The organism is Aeromonas sp. 601027, from assembly GCF_049174455.1.
Taxonomy (GTDB): Bacteria; Pseudomonadota; Gammaproteobacteria; order Enterobacterales; family Aeromonadaceae; genus Aeromonas; species Aeromonas veronii_A.
On record NZ_JAAKTN010000012.1, the window covers coordinates 1 to 26,601 of the forward strand.

21 protein-coding genes are annotated in these 26,601 nt (G+C 61.1%); 17 read left to right on the forward strand and 4 right to left on the reverse strand.

Annotation, left to right across the window (positions count from 1 at the left end):
• The first annotated feature begins 247 nt into the window (after positions 1–247).
• The 7 genes from ebgR to G5193_RS15240 all read left to right on the forward strand — a co-directional run bounded on the left by ebgR (position 248) and on the right by G5193_RS15240 (position 9,879).
• Entirely contained in the window at positions 248–1,213 is a 966-nt protein-coding gene (gene ebgR, locus G5193_RS15210; RefSeq protein WP_005342046.1) for a transcriptional regulator EbgR, read from the forward strand.
• 321 nt (positions 1,214–1,534) lie between these two features.
• Positions 1,535–4,609 carry a beta-galactosidase subunit alpha gene (gene ebgA, locus G5193_RS15215; RefSeq protein WP_421206284.1) on the forward strand — a complete coding sequence of 1,025 codons (3,075 nt, stop codon included), beginning with the start codon at positions 1,535–1,537 and terminating at the stop codon, positions 4,607–4,609.
• Positions 4,606–5,061, forward strand: a complete 456-nt coding sequence (locus G5193_RS15220) for a beta-galactosidase subunit beta (protein ID WP_421206285.1) — start codon at positions 4,606–4,608, stop codon at positions 5,059–5,061. Before ebgA ends, G5193_RS15220 begins: the two co-directional genes overlap by 4 nt.
• A 102-nt stretch (positions 5,062–5,163) precedes the next feature.
• A complete protein-coding gene (locus tag G5193_RS15225; RefSeq protein ID WP_421206286.1) occupies positions 5,164–6,609 on the forward strand; it encodes an amino acid permease in 1,446 nt (481 codons plus the stop codon).
• Positions 6,610–6,685: 76 nt separating this feature from the next.
• A complete protein-coding gene (locus G5193_RS15230; RefSeq protein WP_162895417.1) occupies positions 6,686–7,024 on the forward strand; it encodes a tRNA-binding protein in 339 nt (112 codons plus the stop codon).
• 166 nt (positions 7,025–7,190) lie between these two features.
• A complete protein-coding gene (locus tag G5193_RS15235; protein WP_421206287.1) occupies positions 7,191–8,636 on the forward strand; it encodes an amino acid permease in 1,446 nt (481 codons plus the stop codon).
• A 292-nt stretch (positions 8,637–8,928) separates the two neighbouring features.
• Complete coding sequence (locus G5193_RS15240) at positions 8,929–9,879, forward strand: bile acid:sodium symporter family protein (protein WP_421206288.1); 951 nt, start codon at positions 8,929–8,931, stop codon at positions 9,877–9,879.
• Between the two features lie 79 nt (positions 9,880–9,958).
• Here G5193_RS15240 and ovoA read toward each other — a convergent pair whose 3' ends face one another.
• Positions 9,959–12,109 (reverse strand): 5-histidylcysteine sulfoxide synthase, encoded by a 2,151-nt coding sequence (ovoA, locus tag G5193_RS15245; protein ID WP_421206289.1) that lies wholly within the window; start codon positions 12,107–12,109, stop codon positions 9,959–9,961.
• A gap of 363 nt (positions 12,110–12,472) precedes the next feature.
• Between ovoA and G5193_RS15250 the strand changes: the two genes are divergently transcribed.
• Positions 12,473–13,195: a head GIN domain-containing protein gene (locus G5193_RS15250; RefSeq protein WP_421206290.1), complete on the forward strand. Its 723-nt coding sequence runs from the start codon at positions 12,473–12,475 to the stop codon at positions 13,193–13,195.
• A gap of 50 nt (positions 13,196–13,245) precedes the next feature.
• Here the strand turns inward: G5193_RS15250 and fghA are convergent, their stop codons facing one another.
• Positions 13,246–14,082 (reverse strand): S-formylglutathione hydrolase, encoded by an 837-nt coding sequence (gene fghA / locus G5193_RS15255; RefSeq protein ID WP_257701249.1) that lies wholly within the window; start codon positions 14,080–14,082, stop codon positions 13,246–13,248.
• A 48-nt stretch (positions 14,083–14,130) separates the two neighbouring features.
• Positions 14,131–15,258 (reverse strand): S-(hydroxymethyl)glutathione dehydrogenase/class III alcohol dehydrogenase, encoded by a 1,128-nt coding sequence (locus G5193_RS15260; protein ID WP_421206291.1) that lies wholly within the window; start codon positions 15,256–15,258, stop codon positions 14,131–14,133.
• 119 nt (positions 15,259–15,377) lie between these two features.
• Here G5193_RS15260 and G5193_RS15265 point away from each other — a divergent pair, with 119 nt between their 5' ends.
• Positions 15,378–16,283: a LysR substrate-binding domain-containing protein gene (locus tag G5193_RS15265; protein WP_270905556.1), complete on the forward strand. Its 906-nt coding sequence runs from the start codon at positions 15,378–15,380 to the stop codon at positions 16,281–16,283.
• A gap of 120 nt (positions 16,284–16,403) precedes the next feature.
• On the opposite strand, the gene G5193_RS15270 is transcribed toward G5193_RS15265, so the two are convergent.
• Positions 16,404–17,267 carry a YicC/YloC family endoribonuclease gene (locus G5193_RS15270; RefSeq protein WP_421206292.1) on the reverse strand — a complete coding sequence of 288 codons (864 nt, stop codon included), beginning with the start codon at positions 17,265–17,267 and terminating at the stop codon, positions 16,404–16,406.
• 147 nt (positions 17,268–17,414) lie between these two features.
• Between G5193_RS15270 and rph the strand changes: the two genes are divergently transcribed.
• The 8 genes from rph (at position 17,415) to G5193_RS15310 (ending at position 26,438) form a co-directional block, all read left to right on the forward strand.
• Entirely contained in the window at positions 17,415–18,131 is a 717-nt protein-coding gene (gene rph, locus G5193_RS15275) for a ribonuclease PH (RefSeq protein WP_005339589.1), read from the forward strand.
• 341 nt (positions 18,132–18,472) lie between these two features.
• A complete protein-coding gene (pyrE, locus tag G5193_RS15280; protein ID WP_421206293.1) occupies positions 18,473–19,126 on the forward strand; it encodes an orotate phosphoribosyltransferase in 654 nt (217 codons plus the stop codon).
• A 180-nt stretch (positions 19,127–19,306) separates the two neighbouring features.
• The gene (locus tag G5193_RS15285; RefSeq protein ID WP_421206294.1) at positions 19,307–21,736 is read left to right on the forward strand and encodes a heavy metal translocating P-type ATPase; all 2,430 of its coding nucleotides are present in this window, start codon (positions 19,307–19,309) and stop codon (positions 21,734–21,736) included.
• Entirely contained in the window at positions 21,737–22,126 is a 390-nt protein-coding gene (cueR, locus tag G5193_RS15290; RefSeq protein WP_005356117.1) for a Cu(I)-responsive transcriptional regulator, read from the forward strand.
• 127 nt (positions 22,127–22,253) lie between these two features.
• Positions 22,254–23,408 carry a GGDEF domain-containing protein gene (locus tag G5193_RS15295; RefSeq protein ID WP_005339596.1) on the forward strand — a complete coding sequence of 385 codons (1,155 nt, stop codon included), beginning with the start codon at positions 22,254–22,256 and terminating at the stop codon, positions 23,406–23,408.
• A gap of 30 nt (positions 23,409–23,438) precedes the next feature.
• Complete coding sequence (locus tag G5193_RS15300) at positions 23,439–23,702, forward strand: YihD family protein (protein ID WP_005339598.1); 264 nt, start codon at positions 23,439–23,441, stop codon at positions 23,700–23,702.
• 191 nt (positions 23,703–23,893) lie between these two features.
• The gene (ccoG, locus tag G5193_RS15305) at positions 23,894–25,345 is read left to right on the forward strand and encodes a cytochrome c oxidase accessory protein CcoG (RefSeq protein ID WP_005356121.1); all 1,452 of its coding nucleotides are present in this window, start codon (positions 23,894–23,896) and stop codon (positions 25,343–25,345) included.
• A 103-nt stretch (positions 25,346–25,448) separates the two neighbouring features.
• Complete coding sequence (locus G5193_RS15310) at positions 25,449–26,438, forward strand: serine/threonine protein kinase (RefSeq protein ID WP_266135707.1); 990 nt, start codon at positions 25,449–25,451, stop codon at positions 26,436–26,438.
• Positions 26,439–26,601: the final 163 nt, after the last annotated feature.

Here is a 26,601-nt window from a genome sequence, read left to right on the forward strand (position 1 = left end):
TCCCATGCCGAACTCAGAAGTGAAACGCGGTAGCGCCGATGGTAGTGTGGCATTCGCCATGCGAGAGTAGGACACTGTCAGGCACCTATTTAGAAAAGGCCTCCCATTCGGGAGGCCTTTTTGCATTTCTGCAATTCAAAAACTGCCCTGCCGCCGGCATTTTAGTAAAAGTGCTGGGCTATCAAGGGATTGCCCGTTACTCTTTAGCCGTTGCCGATTAACACGTGATGCTGCCAGCGAGGTATTGATGGCTACGTTGAAGGAAATTGCACAGGAAGCGGGGGTTTCTCTCGCCACGGTATCCCGGGTACTGAACGAGGATCCCAGCCTGAGCGTCAAGGAAGAGACCAAGCAGCGGATCTTCGAGATTGCCGAACGGCTGGAGTACAAGACCAGCAGCGCCCGCAAGGGGGTACACAAGAGCAAGCTGCACTTTCTGGTGGTCTATGCCTATCCCCAGAGTACCGAGGTCAACGACCCTTACTATCTCGCCATCCGTTATGGTATCGAGACCCAGAGTGCCCGCCTCAATATCGAGCTGACTCATCTCTACAACTGTGGTGAAGGGCGCGAGCTGAGCGCCGTGGATGGCATTCTGGTGGTAGGCACCCTCACAGCCGAACGTCTCGTCCAGCTAAGGGCTTGTTCCAGCCAGCTGGTGTTTGTCGACTGCCGTTCACAAGGAGAGTTCGACTCGGTCGATGTGGATCTCGCCCTGATCAGCCAGCAAGTGGTGGATTATTTTATCGCTCAGGGACACCAGCGCATCGGTTATATCGGTGGCCAGGATGAGAATCCGGATCTGCGCGAACTGGCCTTCCGGGATTATGGTCAGCGGTTGGGGGTGGTGCAGGAGAGCGATCTCTATCGTGGGGACTTCTCCAGCGCTTCCGGCTACCAGTTGGCGAAGGAGATGCTGGCAGGGGATTGGCCCAAGGCGCTGTTCGTCGCCTCCGACTCCATCGCCATCGGTGTGCTGCGTGCCATTCATGAGAAGGGACTGGCGATTCCCCAGCAGATCGAGCTTATCAGCGTCAACGATATCCCGACCGCCAAGTTCACCTTCCCGCCGCTCTCTACGGTGCGGATCCACTCCGAGTTGATGGGCTCCCAGGGGGTCAATTTGCTGGTTGAGCGGCTGCGAGACGAGCGGGATATTCCCCTTCGGGTGCTGGTACCGAGCAAGTTGACCCTGCGTGGCACCACTCGCTGATTTTAGTAAAACATTCTGCTTTTTAGTCGCGCCATCTTGCGGTGGTGCGACTCCTCTCCCAAGTAAACTTATTTCCCATATCATCCCGTGACGTCATATCGTATTGTTTTATAGTTTATTTTATTGCAGTTCAGCCAACGGCTATCAACATCTATGCCACTCCTCCATATCTTGCTCTCCTTTATCTCCCGCTTCCGATCTCGCTCACAAAACCATCTGTTCATTGTGATCAGGTTAAAACTTTACCAATCCAAAGCTGATATTTAGTAAATGTTTATCTAGAGTTTACCCAGTTAACGTTGCCTTGTTCCGGGAGGACATGTGAATAACTGGGAAAACGTCCAATTCGTTGGTGAAAACAGGCTGGCCCCGCGTGCCTACTTCTTCTCTTATGCCGACCACGGGCTGGCGGCCACTATGCAGCGCGAGCTGAGCCGCCGTTTTCTGAGCCTTGGCGGCCAGTGGCAGTTCCACTACTTCGACCACCCCCTGCAGGTGCCGGAGGCCTTCTATCACAGCCCCATGAGCGAGTGGGGCCAGATCACCGTGCCCAACATGTGGCAGATGGAAGGACATGGTCAGCTGCAGTACACCGACGAAGGTTTTCCCTTCCCCATCGACGTGCCCTTCGTGCCGACCAACAACCCCACCGGCGCTTATCAGCGCAGCTTCATGCTGAGCCCGGCCTGGGACGGCGAGCAGGTGATCATCAAGTTTGACGGGGTGGAGACCTACTTCGAGGTCTATGTGAACGGCCACTACGTTGGCTTCAGCAAGGGCAGTCGTCTCACCGCCGAGTTCGATATCAGCGCCTACGCCAAGGTTGGCGAGAACCTGCTGTCGGTGCGGGTGATGCAGTGGGCTGACTCCACCTATATCGAAGATCAGGACATGTGGTGGATGGCGGGGATCTTCCGCGATGTCTATCTGGTGGGCAAACCGGCCGCCCATGTGCATGACTTCTTCATCCGCACCGCGCTGGCCGATGACAATCAGAGCGCTACCCTGAGCTGTGATATCCAGCTGGAAAATCTGGGGGCGCCCGTCCGTGATCACCGTCTGGTCTGGTCGCTCCTGGATCAGGGCAACGAGCTCGCCAGCGGTTTGCTCGATCATCTCGCCATCGACGGCAAGTGTGATTGCCGCTTCACGCTGGATCTGGCCAATCCCCATCTGTGGAGTGCCGAAGATCCTTACCTCTATCAGCTGCAACTCTCCCTCTACAACGGTCAGGGCGAGCTGCTGGAAGTGATCCCGCAGCGGGTCGGGGTGCGTGAAATCAAGGTCAAGGATGGCCTCTTCTACGTCAACGGCCACTACCTCAAGCTGCACGGTGTGAACCGTCACGACAACGACCACCTCAAGAGCCGCGCGGTCGGTATGGACCGTGTTGAGCGTGATATCGTGCTGATGAAGCAGCACAACCTCAACTCGGTGCGCACCGCCCACTACCCGAACGACCCGCGCTTCTATGAGCTGTGCGACCAGTACGGTCTGTTCGTGATGGCGGAGACCGACGTGGAGACCCACGGTTTTGCCAACGTCGGTGATCTCAGCCGCATCACCGACGACCCCTTCTGGGAGCCGGTGTTCGTGGATCGCATCGAGCGCCACGTGCACGCCCAGAAGAACCACCCCTCCATCATCATCTGGTCGCTCGGCAACGAGTCCGGCTACGGCTGCAACATCAGAGCCATGTACCAGCGCTGCAAGGCGATCGACCCGACCCGGCTGGTGCACTACGAAGAGGATCGCGATGCCGAGGTGGTAGATGTGGTGAGCACCATGTACTCCCGCGTCTCCCAGATGAACTGCTTCGGCGAGTTCCCGATGGCGAAGCCGCGTATTCTCTGCGAATACGCCCACGCCATGGGCAACGGCCCGGGTGGCCTGAGCGAATACCAGCAGGTGTTTGACCGTCATCCCCACATTCAGGGCCACTACATCTGGGAGTGGTGCGATCACGGCATTCTGGATCAGGACGAGCAGGGGCGCCCCGTCTACAAATACGGCGGCGACTACGGCGACTATCCCAACAACTACAACTTCTGCATGGATGGCCTCATCTATCCGGATCAGACCCCGGGGCCGGGCCTGCGTGAATACAAGCAGGTGATCTGCCCGGTCAAGGTGCGCGCGCTGGATCTGGCGAGCGGCAAGCTGGAAGTGGAAAACCGCTACTGGTTCTCCACTCTCGACGATATCCGCCTGCTGGTCGAGGTGAAGGCCGAGGGCGAGCTGCTGGCCAGCCAGCAAATCCGGTTGGAAGGGGTGGCTCCCGGTGCCATCACCGAGTTGCAACTCGAGCTGCCCACGCTCGATGGGCGGGAAACCTTCGTCCAGCTGCGGGTCATCAAGGCCACCGCCACCCGTTACAGCGCGGCGGAGCACCAGCTGGGCCAGTACCAGTTCCAGCTGAAAGAGTCGACTCGCCAGCTGCAGCCCTTTGCCAATCCCAACGCCACCCCGTTGCAGATTGCCGACGAACGGCTTGATCTGACCTTGAGCGGCAGCGGCTTCGCCCTGCGTTTCTCGCGCCTCGACGGCAAGCTGGTGAGCTGGCAGCAGGATGGTATCGAGCTCATCGAGCGCTCGCCGCGCCTCACCTTCTTCAAGCCGATGATCGACAACCACAAGCAGGAGTACGAGAGCCTGTGGCACCCGAACCACCTGCAGATCATGCAGGAGCACTTCCGCACTCTGAGCTGGCGTCAGCTGGGTGACGCGGTCGAGGTGACGGTGGAGAGTCTGATCGCGCCGCCGGTGTTCGACTTCGGCATGCGCTGCCGCTACGTCTACACCCTGAGCCCGAACGGTCAGCTGCATGTAGCGCTGTCCGGTCAGCCCTACGGCGGTTATGACGACATCATCCCCAAGATCGGCTTCGAGCTGGGCATTCGTCAGGATCTCGACCGGGTGCACTACTACGGCATGGGGCCGGGCGAAAACTATCAGGACAGCCGCCAGAGCAACTGGATCGACAGCTTCCAGAGCACAGTCAGCGAGATGTGGGAGCACTACCCCTTCCCGCAGGACAACGGCAACCGCCAGCAGGTACGCTGGGCGACCCTGACCAACCGTCACGGTGCCGGTCTCTACGTGCGACCCGATGCCCCCATCAACCTGAGTGTCTGGCCCTACAGCTGGGAGCATATCCACGCGGCGCAGCACATCAACGAGCTGGAACCGAGTGGCTATCTCACTCTCAACCTGGATCACAAGGTGCTGGGGCTCGGCTCCAACTCCTGGGGCTCCGAGGTGCTGGACTCCTGGCGGGTGCGCTTCGAGCCATTCAGCTTCGGCCTGACCCTGCTGCCCATCGCCCGTGGCAACCTCAATCCGGCTGCGCTGGCCGGGCTCGATCTCACCATCAACGGCGGGAGGAACCTCGCATGATCACCCTGGACAACCTGACCCTGTTCAAAAACATCTACCGGGAGGGCAAGAAGTGGGGCCGCTGCGTGGAGGCCATCAACAACCTGGCCAACCTCAAGCCCGGCATCTGCCACTCCATCGGTGACTCTCTCACCTACCGCTTGCAGGAGGGGGCCAGCCCGGCCACCTCACTGTTCGAGGGGCAGCGTCGCTACTTCGACGTCCACTACTACCTGGAAGGGGCAGAGACGGTGGAGTGGGCCCCCAAGTCGGATCTGCGGGTCGAGCAGGCTTATGACGACACCACAGACCGCGAGTGGCTGGCCGGCGAGGTGCGTGAGCGCCAGCAGGTGGGCAAGGGTCAGGTGGTGATCTTCGAGAACGACGAGGCTTACCGGTTTGTCGGTGATGCACTGGTGCGCAAGCTGATCATCAAGGTCACCGTCGAAGGCGGCTACTTCAAGAACAAATAACAAGCCGCTAGTTCTGCACTGACAAAGCCGAAAGGGCGGGGCTCACCCTACAAATCATGCCCCGCTCTTTCGCTGCAATAACTACAGGTCTGGAGATGCACCATGTCTGATTCCAAACGCAATACGATCGGCAAGTTTGGTCTGCTGTCGCTTACCTTCGCGGCGGTATTCAGCTTCAACAACGTCATCAACAACAACATCGAGATCGGTCTGGCCTCGGCCCCGATGTTCTTTCTGGCCACCATTTTTTACTTCATTCCGTTCTGTCTGATCATTGCGGAATTTGTGTCACTGAACAAAAACTCCGAAGCGGGGGTGTATGCCTGGGTGAAGAGCTCCCTCGGCGGTCGCTGGGCCTTTATCTCCGCCTACACCTACTGGTTCGTGAACCTCTTCTTCTTCACCTCGCTGTTGCCGCGGGTCATCGCCTACGCCTCCTATGCCTTCCTCGGCTACGAATACATTCTCACCCCGGTGGCGACCACGGCATTGAGCATGGTGCTGTTTGCCTTTGCCACCTACGTCTCCACCAACGGCGCCAAGATGCTGGGCCCTATCACTTCGGTGACCTCGTCCCTGATGCTGCTGTTGACCCTCTCCTACATCCTGCTGGCAGGTGCGGCACTGGTGGGCGGCGTGCAGCCAGCCGACCCCATCACGGTCGAGGCCATGGTCCCCGATTTCAGCTGGGCCTTCCTCGGCATCACCACCTGGATCTTTATGGCGGCCGGTGGCGCCGAGTCGGTGGCGGTCTACGTCAATGACGTGAAGGGCGGCTCCAAATCCTTCGTGAAAGTGATCATCGTCGCCGGGATCTTTATCGGCGTGCTCTACTCCATCGCATCGCTGTTGATCAACGTGTTCGTCCACAGCGACACCCTGAAATATACCGGCGGCTCGGTGCAGGTGTTTGAGGGGCTGGCAGCCCATTTCGGCTTGCCGGAGATCCTGATGAACCGCTTTGTCGGGCTGGTCTCCTTCACCGCCATGTTCGGCTCCCTGCTGATGTGGACCGCGACCCCGGTGAAAATCTTCTTCTCCGAGATCCCGGCCGGCATCTTCGGCAAGAAAACCGTCGAGCTGAACGAGAACGGCGTACCCGCCCGCGCTGCCTGGATCCAGTACCTCATAGTGCTGCCGCTGATGGTGATCCCGACCCTGGGCTCCAACACAGCGCAGGATCTGATGAACACCGTCATCAACATGACCGCCGCCGCCTCCATGCTGCCGCCGCTGTTCATCATGCTGGCCTACCTCAATCTGCGTCTGAAGCTCGACTACCTGCCGCGGGAGTTCAAGATGGGTTCGCGCACCACCGGCATCGCCGTGGTGTCGGTACTGATCGCCATCTTCTCGGTGGGCTTCCTCGCCTCCACCTTCCCGACCGGCGCCGACATCATGACCATCATCTTCTACAACGTCGGCGGGATCGTGATTTTCCTCGGCTTCGCCTGGTGGAAATACAACAGATACGAGGCCTCCCTCAGCGCCGAGGCGCGTGCCAAAGAGGCCCAGCCGACAGCGCAGGTTGCCATGCAGACGCCATAGGCACTGCAGTGAATCCGAATAAAACCGGGTGGCCGTTGGCCACCCGCAAACCGTTGAACCAGAAAAGGAAAAGAGCATGAGCGAGACGATCGAGTTTGCCGAATTCAAACGGGTCGAGATGAAGGTGGGCAAGGTGCTGGAGGTGGTGCGCCACCCCGGGGCCGACAAACTCTACATCGTCCAGATCGACGTGGGGGGCGAGCGACCGCTGCAGACCGTCACCAGTCTGGTGCCTTACTACAGCGAAGAGGAGCTGATGGGCAGCGAGGTGGTGGTGCTGACCAACCTCAAGCCCACCAGAATGCGCGGCGAGCGTTCCGAGTGCATGTTGCTCTGCGCCGAGATCCCGGACGAGAGCCAGAGCGTGCTGTTGCAGCCGCGGGTGCCGATGGCGCCGGGCACTCCGATCGTCTGACTGGTATTGCGAGCCGGTGCGGGAGACGGCACCGGTTCACCAACGAGGCCGTCCACGCGGCCCGATCATAACAAGAGAGTAAAGGGCGGGGCCGACAGACCCTTGCCAAACACATCACAGAGTCACAGCGTTACCCGCAGGGAGCGCGAGTCCACTGGAGGACACCATGTCTGAATCCGTACGCGGCACCATAGGCAAGTTTGCCCTGTTGTCGATGACCTTTGCCGCCGTGTTCAACGTGCGCAACATCGTCAACAACAACATCGAGCTGGGGCTCAGCTCCGCCCCCATCTTCCTGCTGGCGACCCTCGTCTACTTCATCCCGTTCGTCTTCATCATCGCCGAGTTCGTTTCGGCCAACAAAAACTCCGAGTCGGGGATGTACGACTGGCTTAAAAAACCGCTCGGCACCCGGATGGCCTATCTGGGTTCGTTTCTCTACTGGTTCGTGAACCTGTTCTGGTTTGTCTCCCTGCTGCCCAACGTCATCGCCTACGCCTCCTACGCCATGCTGGGCTATGAGTACAGCTTCTCGCCAATGGTCACCTCGATCATCTCCATCGTGCTGTTTGCGGCGGCGACCCACATCTCCACCAAGGGGGCGAGCTGGCTCGGCAAGATTGCCGAGATCGTGGCCTACGGTGTGTTTGCCCTGTTCGCCATCTATGTGCTGGGCGCCCTGATGGCCCTGAGTGGCGATCATGTGCCGGCCCAGCCCATCACGCTGGAGGCGATGACTCCCACAGTCAACTGGGCAACGCTGGGTATCATGTGCTGGATCTTCCAGGCGGCGGGCGGTGCCGAGACCGCAGCGGCCTACCTCAATGATGTCAAGGGCGGCCAGAAGTCCTTTATCAAGGTGATCATCAGTGCGGGTATCGTCATCGGTGCCATGTATGCGGTCGGTTCCCTTTTGGTGAACGTGTTCGTGCCGCGCGAGAGCCTCACCTATGCCGGCGGCATGGTGGAGATCTTCACTGGCATGGCCCAGTACTTCGGGCTTTCCGAGGCGCTGGTGGGCCGCTTCGTCGGCGTGGTGCTGTTTATCGCCATGTTTGGTTCCATGATGATGTGGACCTCGGCGCCGGTGAAGATCCACTTCTCCGAGATCCCGCAGGGGGTTTACGGCGAGAAGACCACCCAGCTCAACGAGCACGGCGTGCCGGTGCGCGCCGCCTGGTGGCAGTTTACCTTTGTGTTCGTGATGCTGGTGGTCAACGGCTTCGGTTCCGAGTCGGTGCAGCAGATGATGAACACCGCCATCAACCTCACCGCCGGCACCGCCATGTTGCCGCCGATCTTCATCATGGTGGCCTACTTCGTGTTCCGCTGGAAACATGACGATACCCCCCGTGACTTCCGCATGGGGTCGCGCAAGTTCGGGATGTGCGTAGTGTCGGTGCTGATCGCCATCTTCGTGGTGAGCATGAGCGCCTCCGCCTTCCCGGCCGGGGTGGATCTGGTGCGCGCCTTCTTCATCAACGTCTTTATGACAGCGGTCTTCTCGGCGCTGGCCTACTGGTGGATCTCCCGCTTCGAGAAGCGGCAGGCTCGCAAGCTCGCCGGCAATGAGAAGAAAACCGGCAACGGCAAGCTGGCCAGCCAGCACTGATCGGCAGAACGAAAAAGCGAGACGGACGGCCTTGGTCGCCCGTTTTTTATCCATTTAGCCGCGGTTTGGCGCTATCTGGCTGCGGGTCAGCAACTTCCGCTATTCGACAAAGCAAAGGCGTTAAGCATTGATGAACAATTAACCGCTGCACAACGTTGCGCCTCTCCGTTATCGGGGTAAGCTGGAGATTCGTTTTAGCGGGAGGTGCCAGACATCTCCCGCTCTGTTTCTTGTCCTCCCCAATCCTGACTGTCGCCATGGCTGCAGGATGCCCTTCTGATGGAGACCTTTCGTGCGTCTGGATCCCTTTACTGTTGTGCTGATTACGGTGGTCACTCTGGCCTCCCTATTTCCCTGCGAGGGGCAGGTGGCTGTCTGGTTCGGTCTGCTGACCAAGCTGGCGGTGGCGCTCCTGTTCTTCATGCATGGCGCCAAGCTGTCGCGCCAGAACCTGCTGGCAGGTCTCGGTCACTGGCGGCTTCATCTGGTGGTGATGCTCAGCACCTTCGTGCTCTTTCCGCTGCTCGGGCTGCTGCTCACCCCGCTGGTGCCGAGCTGGCTGAGCCCGGCCATCTACCTTGGCTTCCTCTATCTCTGCGCTCTGCCTGCCACCGTGCAGTCGGCTATCGCCTTTACCTCCATGGCTGGCGGCAATGTGTCGGCGGCGGTGTGCAGCGCCTCGGCCTCCAGCATCCTCGGTATCTTTCTCTCGCCGGTGCTGGTGGGGATGATGATCCACGTACAGGGGGAGGGGATCGACACCTGGCACTCCATCCAGTCCATCATGATGCAGCTGATGCTGCCGTTCGTGGTGGGCCACCTGTCGCGTCCACTCATCGGTCGCTGGGTCGACAGCCATCGTCCGCTCATCGGCAAGCTGGATCAGAGCTCCATCCTGCTGGTGGTCTATGTCGCCTTCAGCGAGGCGGTGGTGCAGGGGATTTGGCATCAAGTAGGTTGGTACGATCTGGCCAGTATCGTGCTGCTGAGCTGCGTCTTGCTGGCGCTGGTGCTCTGCTGGAACGTCTGGATCAGTCGTCGCCTCGGCTTCGACAAGGCGGACGAGATCACCATCGTCTTCTGCGGCTCCAAGAAGAGCCTCGCCAACGGGGTGCCGATGGCCAACGTCATGTTCCCGGCCGCAAGCGTCGGGGTGATGGTGCTCCCGCTGATGATCTTCCACCAGATCCAGCTGATGGTCTGCGCCGTGCTGGCACGCCGCTATCACGAGCAGGGGCATTGATACTCGCGCCGTTTTGATTGCCATAACAAGAGGGAGGCCCGTTGGCCTCCCTCTTTTCATCTGAATGCCGCTCGGCGGATTAGCGTTTGCGCCAGACGGTGAGCTGCGCCACCGTGTGCTGGTATTTGCGGGCGGTCTCGCGGATGACGAAGGGCACATCCCGGGGCGGGCAGTGCTCCTCGAACTCCGCCGCCAGCAGCCGTTGCAGCGCCTGATAGGTGGTGAGCGCCTCGCCGTTTTCGCGAATGCCGCCGAGCCAGTTGGCGGGCGGGGTATATTCCGCCAGCCAGGTATAGGGGCTGGTGAGCACCAGCAGGCCACCGCTGCGCAGCCGGGGGGCGATATCCCGCAGGAAGCGGGCGGGCTCCCGCAGCCGATCGATGAGGTTGGAGGCGAGCACCAGATCGTAGTGGTCATATTTGGGCTTGAGGTTGCAGGCATCCCCCTGACTGAAGTGGATGCGCTCCGCCTGGCTCGCCCCCAGCCCGTGGCTCGACAGGCGTGCCTCGCAATACTCCACCAGTTCACCCTCCAGCGGAATGGCGTAGCGGAAACTGTCCTGGCTGGCGAGGGCCAGCGCCACATCGATGAAGCGGGCCGAGTAGTCCACCCCGTCCACATGCTGGAAGTGGCGGGCCAGTTCGAAGCTGGCGCGGCCGGTGGCACAGCCGATATCCAGCGCCCGCTGGTGGTTGCTGCACAGCTCGCCAGCAAGATCCGCAAGCGTCTTGGCGTAGTTGGCTACCCCGAAGTGGCTCGGGCCGTACTGGAAGTCGAGGTACTGAGCGACCAGCGTGTCGGTTTCATAGGGATTCACGATAACGGGTTCCTGATAACGGGAGACCAGATAGCGGAAACCCGCATGCTGGAAGAAGTGACGCCGGAAGGCGTAACGGGATGATTTGAGCGCTTCGTTACCCGTGCTGATCCAGCTGCCGCCCTTGATCAGGGTGTGCTTGCCATCAAAGGTGGGGGTGGAGAAGTCGTCGTAGAGCGGGTGGATTTTAAAGCCGTCGAAGCCATCGATGGCGGTGCTGGTCCACTGCCAGACATTGCCCACCAGATCGAAGAACTCCCCTTGCGGGCAGGCATCCACCGGGCAGGAGGAGGCGAAACGTGCCAGATTGATATTGCCGGGGGCCTCCGTCCAGCCCGGCTGATCGCCGGATAGCTGCTCGCGCAGTAGCATCCACTCTGCCTCGCTCGGCAGCTGGATGGGGAGTCCGGTCCGGGCCGCCTGCCAGCGACAGAAGGCAGCCGCCTCCAGCTGATTCACCTCCACCGGCCAGTCCCATGGCATGGCGACCTGCTCGGTCATCAGCCGCAGCTGCAACTGCTCGGGTTCGGCGGGGTCGCCGACCCAGAAGGTGGGCATCTGCGCCTTGGCGTACTGGCACCAGCCCCATCCCTCCTCATCCCACCACTGTTGCTGGCCGTAGCCGCCCGCCTGTACGAAGGCGAGGTACTCGGCATTGCTCACCAGCATGCGGCTGGCCTGAAACGGGGCCAGCTCGATATGGCGCTCGCCATATTCGTTGTCCCAGCCGTAGGTGGCGTCCTGCTTGCCAAGGCGCACCTTGCCGCCGGCCACCGGCAGCAGGCTGTTGGCGGGCACCTGGTCAATGCGGTGGCGGGCTTCAGTGCAGGCGGGCCAATAAGGCTGCGGCCGCACCCAGGCGAGCGGCAACTGGCGGATCAACACGCTGGAGGTCTCGAGGTGGATGCGCTCGTGCTCTATCCCCATCAGGATCACCCAGGCAGGGCTCTGCCAGTCGATGGGCAGGGTGAGCGGCATCTGGCGAATAAAATCGCACACCAGCGAACGAACTTTGGCCCGATAGCTGCGCAGCTCGCTGACCTTGGGCCAGTCGTAGTGGGTCTCGTCCAGATCATCCCAGCTCATCTCGTCCACCCCGATGGCGACCATGGCCTCGATGCGGGCATCCAGCCGCTGGTCGATCAGGCGCGCCGCCAGCAGTTTATTGATGAAGAAGGCGGCGGTGTGGCCGTAGTAGAAGATGAGCGGATGGCGCAGCGGGATCGCCTTGTTGAACCAGGCGCGCTCATCGGTCAGACAGTCGAACAGCGAGTCGTAGAGATCGAAGGTCTGACAGAAGTAGGTGAGCAGCTCGCGCCGTTTCTGCTCGGGATCGCTGCCGGTCAGCAACGGGGTGCGAGTCGGCTCCGGCAGACCGGTGGCAGTGGAATAGAGAGGGCTTGCTTGGGTCACGCTCTGACTCCTTGTTGGCAGTGAAGACTGACAAGACAGTGGTAATGACATTACCGCAATGGAGAGCTTGGTACGCACGAAGTACCACTATTGGCTCAACAGGCCGGCAGGGCAATTAAAAACTTCCACGGCCTGTCAGCATAGTGACCGGCAGGACGACCCGCCAATCAGCCACAATTATATCCGTTCGAGAATGGTTATTTTCACCAAAATATGGTCTAAATGACTCTCTAAATTCTTCGTTCTGTTCTGGGCGAAACAGTTATTTTCTTTTGAATCATAATGTTAGTTTTTGGCTCGCGCTTTGCAGAGCATGAAAGCCAAGTGGCCCGGGATGGCCAACACATAAGGAGGAGAGTAGTGATGAAATGGATGATGGTTGTCATGTTGATGGCAGGGCTCAGTGGTTGTAACTGGCTGGATCAGACCAGAGTGACCGGAACGGGGGCTGTGGTCGAGCGCCAGCAGGCGCTCGGTGACGGGGTGACCCGTGTGCTGGCGGGGGTGCCTGCCACCCTCCATCTGGTCGCGGGGGAGCCGCGCGATATCCTGATCAAGGGGCAGGAGAACCTGCTGCCCTATCTGGTGCTGACCGAGAGCGGCGACAAGCTGGAGATCGAGGTGAAGGAGGGTTACCGGCTCGATCCTACCGAGCCGCTGGAGCTGACCATCACCTTGCCGGTGCTGAACGAACTGGCATTGGCCGGGACCGGCAACGGCGATCTGAGCGGCTTCAAGGGGGATTCGCTGGTGCTGTCGGTGGCCGGTACCGGTGACATCGTCGCCAGTCAGCTGGAGCTGAAACGGCTGGAAGGGAATATCGTAGGCACCGGCAGTCTGGAGCTGGGCAGCGGTTCGGCACAGGCCATCGAGCTGAACATTGCCGGATCTGGCGATGTGCTCGGGAGCGGGATGCACGGCAACGAGGTAGAGGTCAATATCGCCGGCAGCGGTGATGTGGCGGTGCGGGCGCAGGAGACGCTGAAAGTCGGCATCGCCGGTTCAGGCAACATCGCCTACTGGGGCGATCCCAAGGTGGAGCAGCAGATCGCAGGCTCCGGTGGAGTGACCCGAGCGGGCAGTTGATATCAACCGATCACCCCAACTGAAACAGGCCCGCAACGGGCCTGTTTTGATCAGAGGTGGCGGGCGTGAAAGCGCAGGTGCGCCTCGATAAAGCTCGCCACGAAGTAGTAGCTGTGGTCATAGCCCTCGTGGCGGTTGAGCTCCAGCGGCCACCCCTTGCTGGCGGCCACCTCGGCCAGCGCATCGATATGCAACTGCTCGGCGAGGAAGGGATCATCCAGCCCCACATCTACTAGGGTGGGCAGCGGCGTGACCGGCTGGTGGCGCAGCAGCTGGCAGGCATCCCACTCCTGCCACAGCAGAGGATTGCTGCCGAGGTAGGCGCCGAGCGCCTTCTGGCCCCAGGGGCTGCGGCTAGGGTGGCAGATCGGGCTGAACGCCGAGACCGAGCGGTAGCGACCCGGCTCCCGCAGCGCGGCGATCAGCGCACCATGACCGCCCATGGAGTGGCCGCTGATGGCGCGGCGGGTCGAGACCGGGAAGTGGGTCTCTATCAAGTCAGGCAGTTCGCGGGTGACGTAGTCATACATCTGGTAGTGCGCCTGCCAGGGGCTCTGGCTGGAATTGACGTAAAAGCCAGCTCCCATGCCGAGGTCATAACTGGGGTCGTCCGCTACGCCGTCACCGCGGGGGCTGGTGTCCGGCGCCACCAGTGCTATGCCCAGCTCGGCGGCGATACGCTGGGCACCCGCCTTCTGCATAAAGTTCTCATCGGTGCAGGTGAGGCCACTGAGCCAGTAGAGCACCGGCACTTTCTGGCCGGTGAGGGCCTGAGGCGGCAGATAGATGGCAAAATTCATCTCGCAGCCGAGCACGCTGGCGTTGTGGCGATAGCGCTTGTGCCAGCCGCCGAAGCTCTTGTTGCTGCTGATAATCTCCAGATTCATCGAAGGACTCCTGCACCCCGCCCACGATGGCGGGCGGGGTGATCATGCTCAGTAGTGGATGACGGTGCGGATGCTCTTGCCTTCATGCATCAGATCGAACGCCTCGTTGATCTGCTCAAGCCCCATGGTGTGGGTGATGAAGTCGTCCAGCTTGAACTCGCCCTGCATGTAGCGCTGCACGTAGCTCGGCAGTTCGCTGCGACCACGCACGCCGCCGAAGGCGCTGCCGCGCCAGACCCGGCCGGTGACCAGCTGGAACGGGCGGGTGCTGATCTCCTGGCCGGCGCCGGCCACGCCGATGATGACCGACTCGCCCCAGCCTTTGTGGCAGCACTCCAGCGCCGCGCGCATCACCTTGACGTTGCCGATGCACTCGAACGAGAAGTCGACGCCGCCGTCGGTGAGCTCGACGATCACCTCCTGGATGGGCTTGTCATAGTCGTTCGGGTTGATGCAGTCGGTGGCGCCCAGCTTGCGGGCCAGCTCGAACTTGCTCTCGTTGATGTCGATGGCGATGATGCGGCCGGCCTTGGCCAGGCGAGCCCCGATCACGGCGGAGAGGCCAATGCCGCCCAGCCCGAAGATGGCGACGCTCTCACCCTCTTTCACCTTGGCGGTGTTCATCACGGCGCCGATGCCGGTGGTGACGCCGCAGCCGAGCAAACAGACCTCTTCCAGCGGGGCGGCCGGGTCCACCTTGGCGATGGAAATCTCCGGCAGTACCGTGTATTCGCTGAAGGTGGAGGTGCCCATGTAGTGATAGATGGGCTGGCCATCCTTGGAGAAGCGGGTGGTGCCGTCCGGCATCAGCCCCTTGCCCTGGGTGGCGCGGATCTTCTGGCACAGGTTGGTCTTGCCGGATTTGCAGAATTTGCACTCGCCGCACTCGGGGGTGTAGAGCGGGATCACGTGATCGCCCACCTTGACGCTGGTGACGCCCTCGCCGACGGATTCGACGATGCCGCCCCCCTCGTGACCGAGGATGCAGGGGAAGACCCCTTCCGGATCTTCACCTGAGAGGGTGAAGGCATCGGTGTGGCAGACGCCGGTGGCGACGATGCGCACCCGCACTTCGCCCGTCTGGGGCGGCATGACCTCGATCTCTTCGATGGAGAGGGGCTGGCCCGGGCCCCAGGCGATGGCGGCCTTACACTTGATGCTTTGAACCTGTGCCATGACGGATGTCCTTATTGTTGAGCAGGGTGAGGTGAATGGGTTCGGACATCCAGTGTAGTTTCCCGCTTATTTGGTGATAATAAGGCGAAATCTGAAATCACTTTTACACATAGGTAATAATGTTCGGCTGGGAAGGGATCTGTGAATTTGTCAGCGTGGCGGAGCAGGGGGGCTTTACCCCGGCGGCGCGCAAGCTGGGGGTGTCGGTGGCGCAAGTGAGCCGGCAGGTGGCACAGCTGGAGGATCGGCTGCAGGCCAAGCTGCTGCTGCGCACCACCCGTCAGGTGCGGCTCACCGAGCTCGGCGAGATTTATTATCGCCACTGTCGCCAGCTGCTGGACAACCTCTATGAGGCGGAGCTGGCGGTGGGGCGCCATCAGGCGGTGCCGCAGGGCACCCTGCGCATCACGGCCCCGGTCTCCTACGGCGAGAGCCGCATCGCCCCGCTGGTGAACGACTTCATGGTGCGCTTCCCCCAGCTGGAGGTGACCCTCAACCTCACCAACCAGCTGCTGGATCTGGTACACGAGGGCTACGATCTGGCGCTGCGGCTCGGTCATCTCAAGGACTCCAGCCTGGTGGCGCGCAAGCTGGCGCAGCGGGTGCCCTATGTGTGCGCCTCGCCGGCCTATACCGCCCGCCACGGCATGCCCAACAGCCTCTCCGAACTCACCCGCCACACCTGCCTGGTGGGCAACAGCGACGAGTGGCACTTCACCCTGGATGGCCGTCCCCACAGCGTGCGGGTGCACGGCCTGCTGCACTGCAACAGCGGTCACGCCCTGCTGGATGCGGCGCTCAAGGGGATCGGCATCATCCAGCTGCCGGACTACTACGTCAGCGACCACCTGGCCCGGGGCGAGCTTATCGAGCTGCTGCCGGAGCTGCGGGCGCCGGCGGAGGGGATCTGGGCCCTCTATCCCCACAACCGCCACTTATCTCCCAAGGTGCGGCTGCTGGTGGACTATCTGGCCGAACGGCTGAGCGACCCTCACCAACCGGCGCTGGTGATGCCGATAGGCTAGGGTGTTCCCCGCCTGTTGACTCACTGGCGGCGGGCGACAGGTGCGATGGCCTGAAAATAAAAGAGCCCTTGAGGAATCAAGGGCTCTTTTGCAGGTAGCAACCGGATGGTCAGTGACCCATTACTCGATATTCTGGATCTGCTCGCGCATCTGCTCGATGAGGACTTTCAGCTCGACGGCGGACTGGGTCACTTCGGCATTGATGGACTTGGAGCCCAAGGTGTTCGACTCGCGGTTGAACTCCTGCATCATAAAGTCGAGACGACGACCGCAGGCGCCACCCTTCTTCATGATCTTGTTGGTTTCGCTGATGTGCATCTCCAGACGATCCAGCTCTTCGGCCACGTCGATCTTCTGGGCCAGCAGCACGATCTCCTGCTCGATGCGGGCCGGATCCAGCTCCACCTTGGCTTCGGCCAGACGGTCGGTGAGCTTCTGGCGCTGCCACTCGATGATCTGCGGCAGGTGGACGCGCACCTTCTTCACTTCCACCTGAATACCGGCCAGACGCTGTTCGATCAGCGCCTTGAGGTTGGCCCCTTCGCTGGCGCGGGAGGCGAGGAAATCTTCCATGGTCTGGTCAAACCCGCCGAGCAGCTCGGAGGCAACCGCGTCCATGTCCTGTTCGGCGGCAGCCATGACGCCCGGCCAACGCAGTACGTCGACCGGGTTGAGCTGGCCCTGGCCTGCTTCTTTCATTACCCAGTTGGCGCTGTCGATGATCAGCTTGGCCAGCTCTTCATTGATATGGAGTTGGCTGGCAGCGGCCTGAGCGGCTTCAAAACGCAGGTTGCACTCCACCTTGCCGCGCTGCAGCTTGGCGCGGAAACGCTCACGCAGTACCGGCTCCAGGCTGCGCAGTTGCTCCGGCAGGCGAATGTAGGTTTCCAGATAGCGCTGGTTTACCGAACGAATTTCCCAAACGGCTGTGCCCCAGTCGCCCTTGAATTCCTTGCGGGCGTAGGCGGTCATGCTGTGAATCATTGATTGTTCCGGGCTTGATGAAGTGTGGCGGGATTATACCCAGCTGGGGGCAGGGCGTCAGCCGAAGTGTTGGTTTTAGCGGCTGATATTTGGGGCGGGATCACTTATAATCCCCCGCCAATTTGAGCCAGCCCAGAGGTCCGTTCCATGTCACGTCCAAGCGATCGCAGTGCCGCGCAACTTCGCCCAGTTACCATTACCCGCAATTTCACCAAACATGCAGAAGGCTCAGTGCTGGTGGAGTTCGGTAACACTCGCGTGCTCTGCACCGCCAGCGTTGACACCAGCGTGCCGCGCTTCCTGAAAGGGAAGAATCAGGGCTGGGTAACTGCCGAATACGGCATGCTGCCGCGCTCCACCCACTCCCGGATGAACCGCGAAGCGGCCTCCGGCAAGCAGAGTGGCCGCACTCTGGAGATCTCCCGTCTGATCGCCCGCTCCCTGCGCGCGGCGGTAGACCTGACTGCGCTGGGCGAGCACTCCATCACAGTTGACTGTGACGTGCTGCAAGCCGATGGCGGCACCCGCACCGCTTCCATTACCGGTGCCTGCGTGGCGCTGGTGGATGCGCTGAACTGGATGGTCGAGAAGGGCATGATCAAGCAGAGCCCGCTCAAGCAGATGATCGCCGCCGTCTCCGTCGGTATGTATCAGGGTGAAGCCATCTGCGATCTGGAGTACATCGAAGACTCCGCCGCCGAGACCGACATGAACGTGGTGATGACCGAAGATGGTCGCATCATCGAGGTGCAGGGCACCGCGGAGGCCGAGCCCTTCACCCATGAGGAGCTGCTGGAGATGCTGGCGCTCGCCAAGGGCGGCATCGCCGACATCATTGCGCTGCAGAAGCAGTCGCTCTCCTGATACCAGGACCTGTTGATGTTTCGGCACAAGTCGCGTTGCAGTGTCAAAGGATGCCAGGCTAGGCGCAGGATGCCGCCAATGGTTATTCCCTTGGCAAGTCCTGCAACAACGCATGGCATCCTTTGCCACGCAACCCGTAGGGACGGGTCTGTTTTTGTGCATAACGTCGTTATTCGATGCCTCGTTTGGATTACCAAACTTCGCATCTCATGCCTAGTTCTGCGCAAAAACCGACTCCGTCGCGGCTGTGACGAAGCGTCAACAGATCCTGCAAACGCGGCATTGACCGCGTTTTTTTATACCCCCACACAAGACAACGACAAGCCAAGCAAGGAGCCAGAATGAAAGCCTACCAGCGTCAATTTATCGAGTTCGCCCTGGAGAAACAGGTCCTCAAATTCGGTGAATTTACCCTGAAATCCGGTCGTAAAAGCCCCTACTTCTTCAACGCCGGTCTGTTCAACAGCGGCCGCGATCTGGCCCGTCTCGGCCGCTTCTATGCCGCCGCTCTGATGGATGCCGGTATCGAGTTTGATGTGCTGTTTGGCCCGGCCTACAAGGGGATCCCCATCGCCTCCGCTACCGCCGTGCAGCTGGTGGAGCAGCACGATGTGGACGTGCCCTGGTGCTTCAACCGCAAGGAGGCCAAGGATCACGGCGAGGGCGGCAATCTGGTGGGCAGCCCGCTCAAGGGGCGCGTCATGCTGGTGGACGACGTCATCACCGCCGGCACTGCCATCCGCGAATCCATGGATCTGATCCAGGCCAACGGCGCCTCGCTGGCTGGCGTACTGATCGCGCTGGACCGTCAGGAGAAGGGCAAGGGCGAGCTCTCCGCCATTCAGGAGGTGGAGCGTGACTACGGCGCCCACATCATCGCCATCATTCAGATGAGCGACCTGATTGCCTATCTGGAAGAGAAGCAGGCCGAGCAGCCGGATCTGGCGGCGCAACTGGCTGCCATGAAGGCTTACCGCGCCCAGTACGGTATCTGAGTCGCAGTTCACACCGCACAATAGTTGAAGGCGGCGCCCGTTGGCTCTCTGGCAGCAAACGGGCGCCGTTTTTTTCATCTGCAAAAAGTGGATCATGTGGCTTGAGTTTACCCTTACAGTAAAGGTTAGGGTTTGCCAGTCGGCGTTTTGTGGTGCCGACGGGTTCCGGGGAGGAACAACATGACCACTCATCTTCAATCACCCATTCATCTGCAATTGCCGCTCAGCGGCATGAGCTGCGCCAACTGCGCAGGCCGCATCGCAGCCAGTCTCAACAAACTCGACGGGGTATCGGCCACCGTCAACTTCGCGCTGGAGCAGGCTGCCATCGAGCTGGCCAGCCCCGATCGCCTGCCTGCGGTGCTCGACAGCATCAAGAGTCAGGGTTACGACTACGGCAGCGAGACCATCCAGTTTCAAATCACCGGCATGACCTGTGCCGGTTGCTCGGCTCGGCTGAACAAGATGCTGGCCGCGCTGCCCGGCGTTATCTCGGCCGAGGTCAACTTCTCCATCGAACAGGCCCGCATCGTGCTGGTGCCGGGCGCCCAGAGCCCCGCCGCCCTGCGTGAACATATAGAAGCATTCGGCTTTGGCGCCAAACTGGCACAAGGTTCGGCCAGCGGCCGCCGCCAACAGTTGCTGGAGCGGGAAGCGCAGGAAGCCGCCACAGCCCGTCAGGCGCAGACCCGGGTCATCATCTCGGCGCTGCTGACTCTGCCGCTGCTGGTGGGGATGCTGGCCATGGCCGGACTGTTCCCCTGGCATCTACCCGCCTGGCTGGAGCTGGTGCTCGCCACCCCGGTGCAGTTCTGGATCGGGGCCCGTTTCTATCGCGGCGCCTGGCTCGCCATCAAGAACCGCGCAGCCAATATGGATGTGCTGGTGGCCACCGGCACCAGTGCGGCCTACTTCTACAGCCTCTATCTGTTGTTGACGCTGGGGATGGCCGCCAGCGGCAAGCTCTATTTCGAGGCAAGCGCCATCATCATTACCCTGATCTCCCTCGGCAAGTTGCTGGAGGCTCGGGCCAGACGCAGCACTCAGTCCGCTATTCGCGAACTGATGGCGCTGCGGCCGGAAACCGCCACCGTCTGGCGTGGTGAGAGCTGGCAGAGCGTCGCCATCGACGAGGTGCTGCGCGGCGATCGGCTGCGGGTGCTGGTGGGTGAGCGGGTGCCGGTGGATGGCAAAATCGTGAGCGGCGCCAGCGAGCTGGACGAGTCGATCCTCACCGGCGAGAGCCTGCCGGTGCCGCGCGGCGAGGGCGACAAGGTGCTGGGCGGTGCCATCAACCGCTCCGGCGTGCTGGAGATCGAAGCCACTACCGTGGGGGAGGATTCCAGCCTCAGCAAGATCATCGCCCTGGTGGAGAGCGCCCAGATGGGCAAGGCCCCGCTACAACAGCTGGTGGACAAGGTCTCTGCCGTGTTCGTGCCGGTGGTGATGGCCATCGCCCTGTTCACTCTGTTGGTGTGGTATGCCATCAGCAACGACTTCGGTCAGGCGCTGCTGGCGGCGGTAGCGGTGTTGGTGATCGCCTGTCCCTGTGCGCTGGGACTGGCCACGCCGGCTGCCATCGTCACCGGTACCGGAGTGGCGGCGCGCCACGGCATTCTGATCAAGGATGTGGATACCCTGCAAAAGGCTCACGCCATCAAGGCGCTCATCTTCGACAAGACCGGCACCCTGACTCAGGGGCGGCCTGTGCTGGCCAGCTGGAGCGGCACAGCCGAGCAGCTTCGTCTCGCCGCCGCCCTGCAGCAGGCGAGCGAACATCCGCTGGCGCTGGCCATGCGCGAGGCGGTCGGCAAGGAGGCTATACTGCCCCAGCCGGAGGCGGTCGAGGTGCGGGTCGGTGCCGGTATTGTCGGTCAGGTGGCGGGCCACAGGGTCGCCATCGGCAATCGTTCTCTGCTGGCCCAGCTCGGCATTGAGGTGCCACAACAGGATGAACAAGCCGCCGACGGTGCGACCCGGGTCTGGGTGGCCATCGACGGCGTGGTGGCCGGCATTGCGGCGCTGGCTGATACCCTGCGCCCCGAGAGCCCGGAAGCCATCGCCACCCTGCGTCTGCGCGGCATCGCCAGCTGGCTGGTGAGCGGCGATGCGCCGGCGCCGGTGGCCCATATCGCAGCCAAGCTGGGACTGGACGGAGCCTTTGACTCCGTGTTGCCGGCCGGCAAGGTGGAGAAGGTCGCGGCGCTGCGGGCGCAAACCCGCGGGCTGGTGGCCATGGTGGGGGACGGGGTGAACGATGCCCCGGCGCTGGCGGCGGCGGACGTCGGCATCGCCATGGGCTCCGGCTCCGACGTGGCGATGGAGACCGCCGCCATCACCCTGATGCGATCCGACCCGCGGCTGGTGGCCGATGCCATCGATATCTCGGCGGCCACCTGGCGCACCATACAGCAGAATCTGTTCTGGGCCTTCGTATTCAACATCATCGGCATTCCGCTGGCGGCGCTGGGCTACCTGAGCCCCGAGCTGGCGGGGGCGGCCATGGCCCTGAGCAGCATCACAGTATTGAGCAATTCCCTGTTATTGAAACGCTGGCAGCCCAGGGCGGCGCACGTGCCAGCATCCAACCCGATCAGTAAGGAGGCATAAATGAACATCAGCAAGGTTGCCAAGGCCACGGGGCTGACCGCCAAGACCATCCGTTATTACGAGAGCATTGGCCTCATCACAGCCCCGGTACGCAGTGACAACGGTTATCGCAGTTACACCGAGGGGGCGCTGCGTGAGCTGCGTTTCGTCAAACGGGCGCGGGAGACCGGCTTCAATCTGGAGGAGTGTCAGGAGCTGCTGGCGCTCTATCGGGACGAACACAGAACCAGCGCCCAGGTGAAGAAGCTGGCGCAGGAGAAGATCGTCGATCTGCGCGCCCGCATTGCCGGTTTGCAGGCCATGCTTACCTCACTGGAAGGGTTGGTTTGCTGCTGCCACGGGGATGAAAATCCCGAGTGCCCGATCCTCGACGAATTGGAGAAGGGGTGAGCAAGGACTCACCTGCCAGCGCAGAAGAAATCGTTGTTGATTGATTAACTTCTTAATAAGCGGCGCTTTATTGTTGCGGGTCAGGGGGTAATGGTAGACTGCTCGGCTCTTGTACAGGAGTACTCAGTTGACCCAGAGTGTGACACGCCAGGTTAAGCAGGCCATTATGGCCCAGCTCTATACCCATGCATCGTTCAGTCTCCCCTGTTTGGGCGTGTTGGCATTTGGCTGGAGTCTGCTGTTTCACGACTATCTACCCGCTATCGAAGCGCTCGGTTGGCTGGCAGGCACTTTTCTGTGGCTGCTTGGTCGGGGCTGGCACCTGCGCTGGCGCCGAGCCCGCCTGCACCAGACACCGTTGCCGGTGCTGGAGCGGGAGCTCTTTATCGGAGCCACCATCACCTCCATCATCTGGGCTCTCGGGGTGCTGCTCTACATGGACAAGCTGCCCGATACCTACCGGGCCGCCATGATGATGCTCTCCAGCCTCATTCTTACCGGCAGCGCCATCATGCTGTTTGGCAGCCGCCGCACCCTCTATGGTTCCGCTCTGCCACTGGGTATGGCGATGCTGTTCGAGCTGGGCAATGGCAACGAGCAGGAACGAATCGTCTCCTGCATGCTGGCGGGTTATCTGTTTGTCTTTCTGCCGACCCTGCTCCGCCGGATGCGGCGGGATCAGATCGCCTCGCTCCACCACCGTTTCTCCAACGCCGAACTGGTGGCCGAACTGAAGGCGGTCTCCGAGCATTTGCGTCTCACCTCTCGCCTCGACGGCCTGACCGGCATCGCCAACCGCGCCCATCTCGACGACTCTCTGGAGCGGGCCTGGCGGCGCTGTCACCGCGCCCGGGCGCCGTTGTCGCTGGTGCTGGTGGATGTGGATTACTTCAAGCAGTTCAACGATCTCTACGGCCATCAGCTGGGGGATGACTGCCTGCAACAGGTGGCTGGATTGCTGGCCGAAGTGGAGCGGCGCGAGGATGATCTGGCGGCCCGTTACGGGGGCGAAGAGTTCGCCTTGCTGCTGCCCTGCACCGGCATGCAGGGGGCACTGCAGGTGGCCGACAATGTGCGGCAGGCGCTCAAGGAGCTGGCCATCCCGCACCAGAAGTCACTGGTCTCCGGTCGGGTCACATGTAGTTTTGGTGTTGCGACACTGATACCGGACAACAGCATGAAAATCGCCGATTTGATCCAAAAAGCGGATGCGGCCCTGTATCAGGCCAAGCATAATGGGCGGGATCGAATCGAAGTAGCCTTGATGGGTAAGGTTGCCTGAATTTAACGTGACAGATTAAAGAGGTTGTCTATGCAATGTCATCGTATCGAAGAGCTGCTGGAGTTGTTGCAGCCTGCCTGGATCAAGGAACAGGATCTCAGCCTGGTGCAGTTTGTTGCCAAACTGGCCCAAGAAGCGGGATTTGAAGGGCCTCTGTCCGAGCTGACCGACGACATGCTGATCTATCACCTCAAGATGCGGGAATCCGACAAGCAGGCGATGATCCCGGGTCTGGCCAAGGATCATGTGCCCGATTTCAAAGAGGCGCTGCTCAAGGCGCGCGGTATCAAATAAGCCATTTAGCCGGTCGCATCAGAAAGGCCTCAATGGAATCTAAAAAAGGTGTTTCGTCAACAGGCGAAACGCCTTTTTTGTTAATGAAATTTGCGATCCAACGCCAACATTAGATACATCTAATCCACACGGTTAGCAGGTTGTTTAAGATATAATCCGCGCCATAACAATTAAGGGAGCGATGTCTTGCAATGGCCGACCACGATAAAATCGATATCAAGGACGTCACCGACAAGGGCGTAACCGGGACCTTCAACCCCAATACGTTCAAAGCCAGCGACGACAGATTCAATCCGGGCAACCGCATCTATGTGCGGGCCCAGAAAGGGTATTGGCAGCGGATGCGCAAGGCCATGGGCTGGTTCTTTGTGGCGCTGTTCGTGCTGCTGCCCTGGCTGCGTTACGACGGGCGACAGGCGGTGCTGTTCGACCTCGGTCACCAGCAGTTCCATATCTTTGGCGCCACCATCTGGCCGCAGGATCTGACCCTGCTCGCCTGGCTCTTCATGATCGCCGCCTTCGGACTCTTCTTTATTACCACCTTCCTCGGTCGGGTCTGGTGTGGCTATCTCTGCCCGCAGACGGTCTGGACCTTCATGTTCATCTGGTTTGAAGAGAAGCTGGAAGGGCCCGCCAACAAGCGGCGCAAGCTGGACGAGGCGCCCTGGAGCGGCGAGAAGCTGGCCCGCAAGGGAGCCAAGCATCTGGCCTGGCTGGCGATCTCGCTGGTGACCGGCCTGACTTTCGTCGCCTACTTCCAGGATGTAACTGAACTGGTGCCGGATCTCTTCACCCTGCAGGCCAGCGGATGGGTGCTGTTCTGGGTGCTCTTCTTCACCATCATCACCTACGGCAACGCAGGCTGGATGCGTGCCATCATGTGTATCCACATGTGCCCCTATGCCCGCTTCCAGTCCGCCATGTTCGACAAGGACACCTTCATCGTCGGCTATGACACCAAGCGTGGCGAGACCCGTGGCGCCCGCTCCCGCAAGGCGGATCCCAAGGCGATGGGGCTGGGCGACTGTATCGACTGCGATCTCTGCGTGCAGGTCTGCCCGACCGGTATCGACATCCGCGACGGCCTGCAGTACGAGTGCATCAACTGCGGTGCCTGCGTCGATGCCTGCGACCAGACCATGGAGCGGATGGGCTACCCGAAAGGGCTCATCAGTTACACCACCGAGCACAAGCTGGCCAACGACTCCACCCATGTGGCGCGGCCCAAGTTGATTGGTTACGGGCTGGTGATGGCGGTGATGCTGGGGGTCTTTGTCTACAACGCCATGTCCATCATGCCGATGGGGCTCGATATCCTGCGGGATCGCAACCAGCTGTTCCGCGAAAACAGCGAGGGGCTGATTGAGAACACCTACACCCTCAAGATCCTCAACAAGACCCTGCAGTCCCAGACCTACCAGCTGGATGTGGAGGGCTTGCCCGAGTATCAGTGGTTCGGCCCCCGTGAAGTGACCCTGAAGGCGGGCGAGATCTACACCCTGCCGGTCAGTCTGGCGGTCGATCCCTACAACCTGAAACGGCCGGCGCTGGATATCCAGTTCGTGCTGAAACGGGAGGGGGCGGCGCCCGACGACAGCAAGGGCAACCTGCGCCAGGGCAGCAAGTTTATCAGCCGGTTGTAACTGCGTGTGATTGCGGGCCGGGCGTGACACCAGTCCGGTCACCAGTGAGCACGGCAATGCCGGTCAGTAGTGATAGAATGGGGCGCAACGGCGCCCCTTTCTTATGGTGGATGACATGCGTTTCAACTATTCCGACCTAAATCCCGACCTCATCATGGATGCGCTCGATCTCAGTGGCCTGCGGCTCGACTCCGGCCTTATCGAGCTCAACAGCTACGAAAACCGGGTCTACCAGTTTCAGGATGAGGATCGTCGCCGCTATGTGGTGAAGTTCTACCGTCCCGGCCGCTGGAGCCGGGCCCAGATCCTCGAGGAGCACGAGTTTGCCACCCGTCTCGCGGAGGCTGAGATCCCGGTCGCCGCACCGCTCGCCTTCGCGGGCGAGACCCTGCTGGAGCACGAGGGCTACCCCTTTGCCATCTGGCAGAGCGTCGGTGGCCGCCAGTTCGAGGTGGATAATCTCGACCAGCTTGAGTGGGTGGGGCGTTTCCTCGGTCGCATTCATCAGATCGGCGCCAGCAAGCCGTTTCACCATCGGGTGCGGCTCGATGTGGAGAGTATGCTGCACGAACCGCGTCAGCTGCTGGCGTCTGGCGAGTGGCTGCCAAGCGGGCTGGCGAAGCAATTCTTCGGGGTACTCGACGAGCTGATCAAGCATGTGAGCGACGCCATGGCCCTGGATGTGGCGCAGATCTCCCTGCATGGCGACTGCCACCCGGGCAACATCCTGTGGCGCGATGGCCCCATGTTTGTTGACCTCGATGATTGCCGTACCGGCCCCGCGATTCAGGATCTCTGGATGATGCTGAGCGGCGAGCGCCACGAGCAGCAGATCCAGCTCGACACCCTGCTGGCGGGCTACGAGGAGTTTATGGAGTTCGACTCGCGGGAGCTGGCGCTGATCGAGCCGCTGCGAGCGATGCGCATCGTTCACTACATGGCGTGGCTGGCGCGGCGCTGGGAAGATCCCGCCTTCCCCCGTCACTTCCCCTGGTTCAATACCGATCACTACTGGCGTCAACAGATAGCGACCCTGCACGATCAGCTGGAGGCGCTCAAGGCGCCACCGTTGAGCCTTATGCCGGGGTGGTAACTTATCCGGCGGCCAGCAGATAGCCCCACCTTTGGCACGATCAGCTGGAAGTACTGAAGGCACCGCCGTTGAGTCTGATGCCAAACTGGTGAAATAGAAGGGATCTTGCGCGGCAAGGGGGACTCGATCTCCGGCCCTGACCATTGACGTCAGCATGGCGAAA

Excerpts from the sequence above, each read along its gene's own strand:
- G5193_RS15270 (WP_421206292.1), bottom strand. The coding sequence starts at position 17,267 with ATGATTCACAGCATGACCGCCTACGCCCGCAAGGAATTCAAGGGCGAC.
- G5193_RS15220 (WP_421206285.1), top strand. The coding sequence starts at position 4,606 with ATGATCACCCTGGACAACCTGACCCTGTTCAAAAACATCTACCGGGAG.
- G5193_RS15235 (WP_421206287.1), top strand. The coding sequence starts at position 7,191 with ATGTCTGAATCCGTACGCGGCACCATAGGCAAGTTTGCCCTGTTGTCG.
- G5193_RS15250 (WP_421206290.1), top strand. The coding sequence starts at position 12,473 with ATGAAATGGATGATGGTTGTCATGTTGATGGCAGGGCTCAGTGGTTGT.
- cueR (WP_005356117.1), top strand. The coding sequence starts at position 21,737 with ATGAACATCAGCAAGGTTGCCAAGGCCACGGGGCTGACCGCCAAGACC.
- G5193_RS15285 (WP_421206294.1), top strand. The coding sequence starts at position 19,307 with ATGACCACTCATCTTCAATCACCCATTCATCTGCAATTGCCGCTCAGC.
- G5193_RS15300 (WP_005339598.1), top strand. The coding sequence starts at position 23,439 with ATGCAATGTCATCGTATCGAAGAGCTGCTGGAGTTGTTGCAGCCTGCC.
- rph (WP_005339589.1), top strand. The coding sequence starts at position 17,415 with ATGTCACGTCCAAGCGATCGCAGTGCCGCGCAACTTCGCCCAGTTACC.
- G5193_RS15265 (WP_270905556.1), top strand. The coding sequence starts at position 15,378 with ATGTTCGGCTGGGAAGGGATCTGTGAATTTGTCAGCGTGGCGGAGCAG.
- G5193_RS15260 (WP_421206291.1), bottom strand. The coding sequence starts at position 15,258 with ATGGCACAGGTTCAAAGCATCAAGTGTAAGGCCGCCATCGCCTGGGGC.
- fghA (WP_257701249.1), bottom strand. The coding sequence starts at position 14,082 with ATGAATCTGGAGATTATCAGCAGCAACAAGAGCTTCGGCGGCTGGCAC.
- pyrE (WP_421206293.1), top strand. The coding sequence starts at position 18,473 with ATGAAAGCCTACCAGCGTCAATTTATCGAGTTCGCCCTGGAGAAACAG.
- ccoG (WP_005356121.1), top strand. The coding sequence starts at position 23,894 with ATGGCCGACCACGATAAAATCGATATCAAGGACGTCACCGACAAGGGC.
- G5193_RS15225 (WP_421206286.1), top strand. The coding sequence starts at position 5,164 with ATGTCTGATTCCAAACGCAATACGATCGGCAAGTTTGGTCTGCTGTCG.
- ebgR (WP_005342046.1), top strand. The coding sequence starts at position 248 with ATGGCTACGTTGAAGGAAATTGCACAGGAAGCGGGGGTTTCTCTCGCC.
- G5193_RS15310 (WP_266135707.1), top strand. The coding sequence starts at position 25,449 with ATGGTGGATGACATGCGTTTCAACTATTCCGACCTAAATCCCGACCTC.
- G5193_RS15230 (WP_162895417.1), top strand. The coding sequence starts at position 6,686 with ATGAGCGAGACGATCGAGTTTGCCGAATTCAAACGGGTCGAGATGAAG.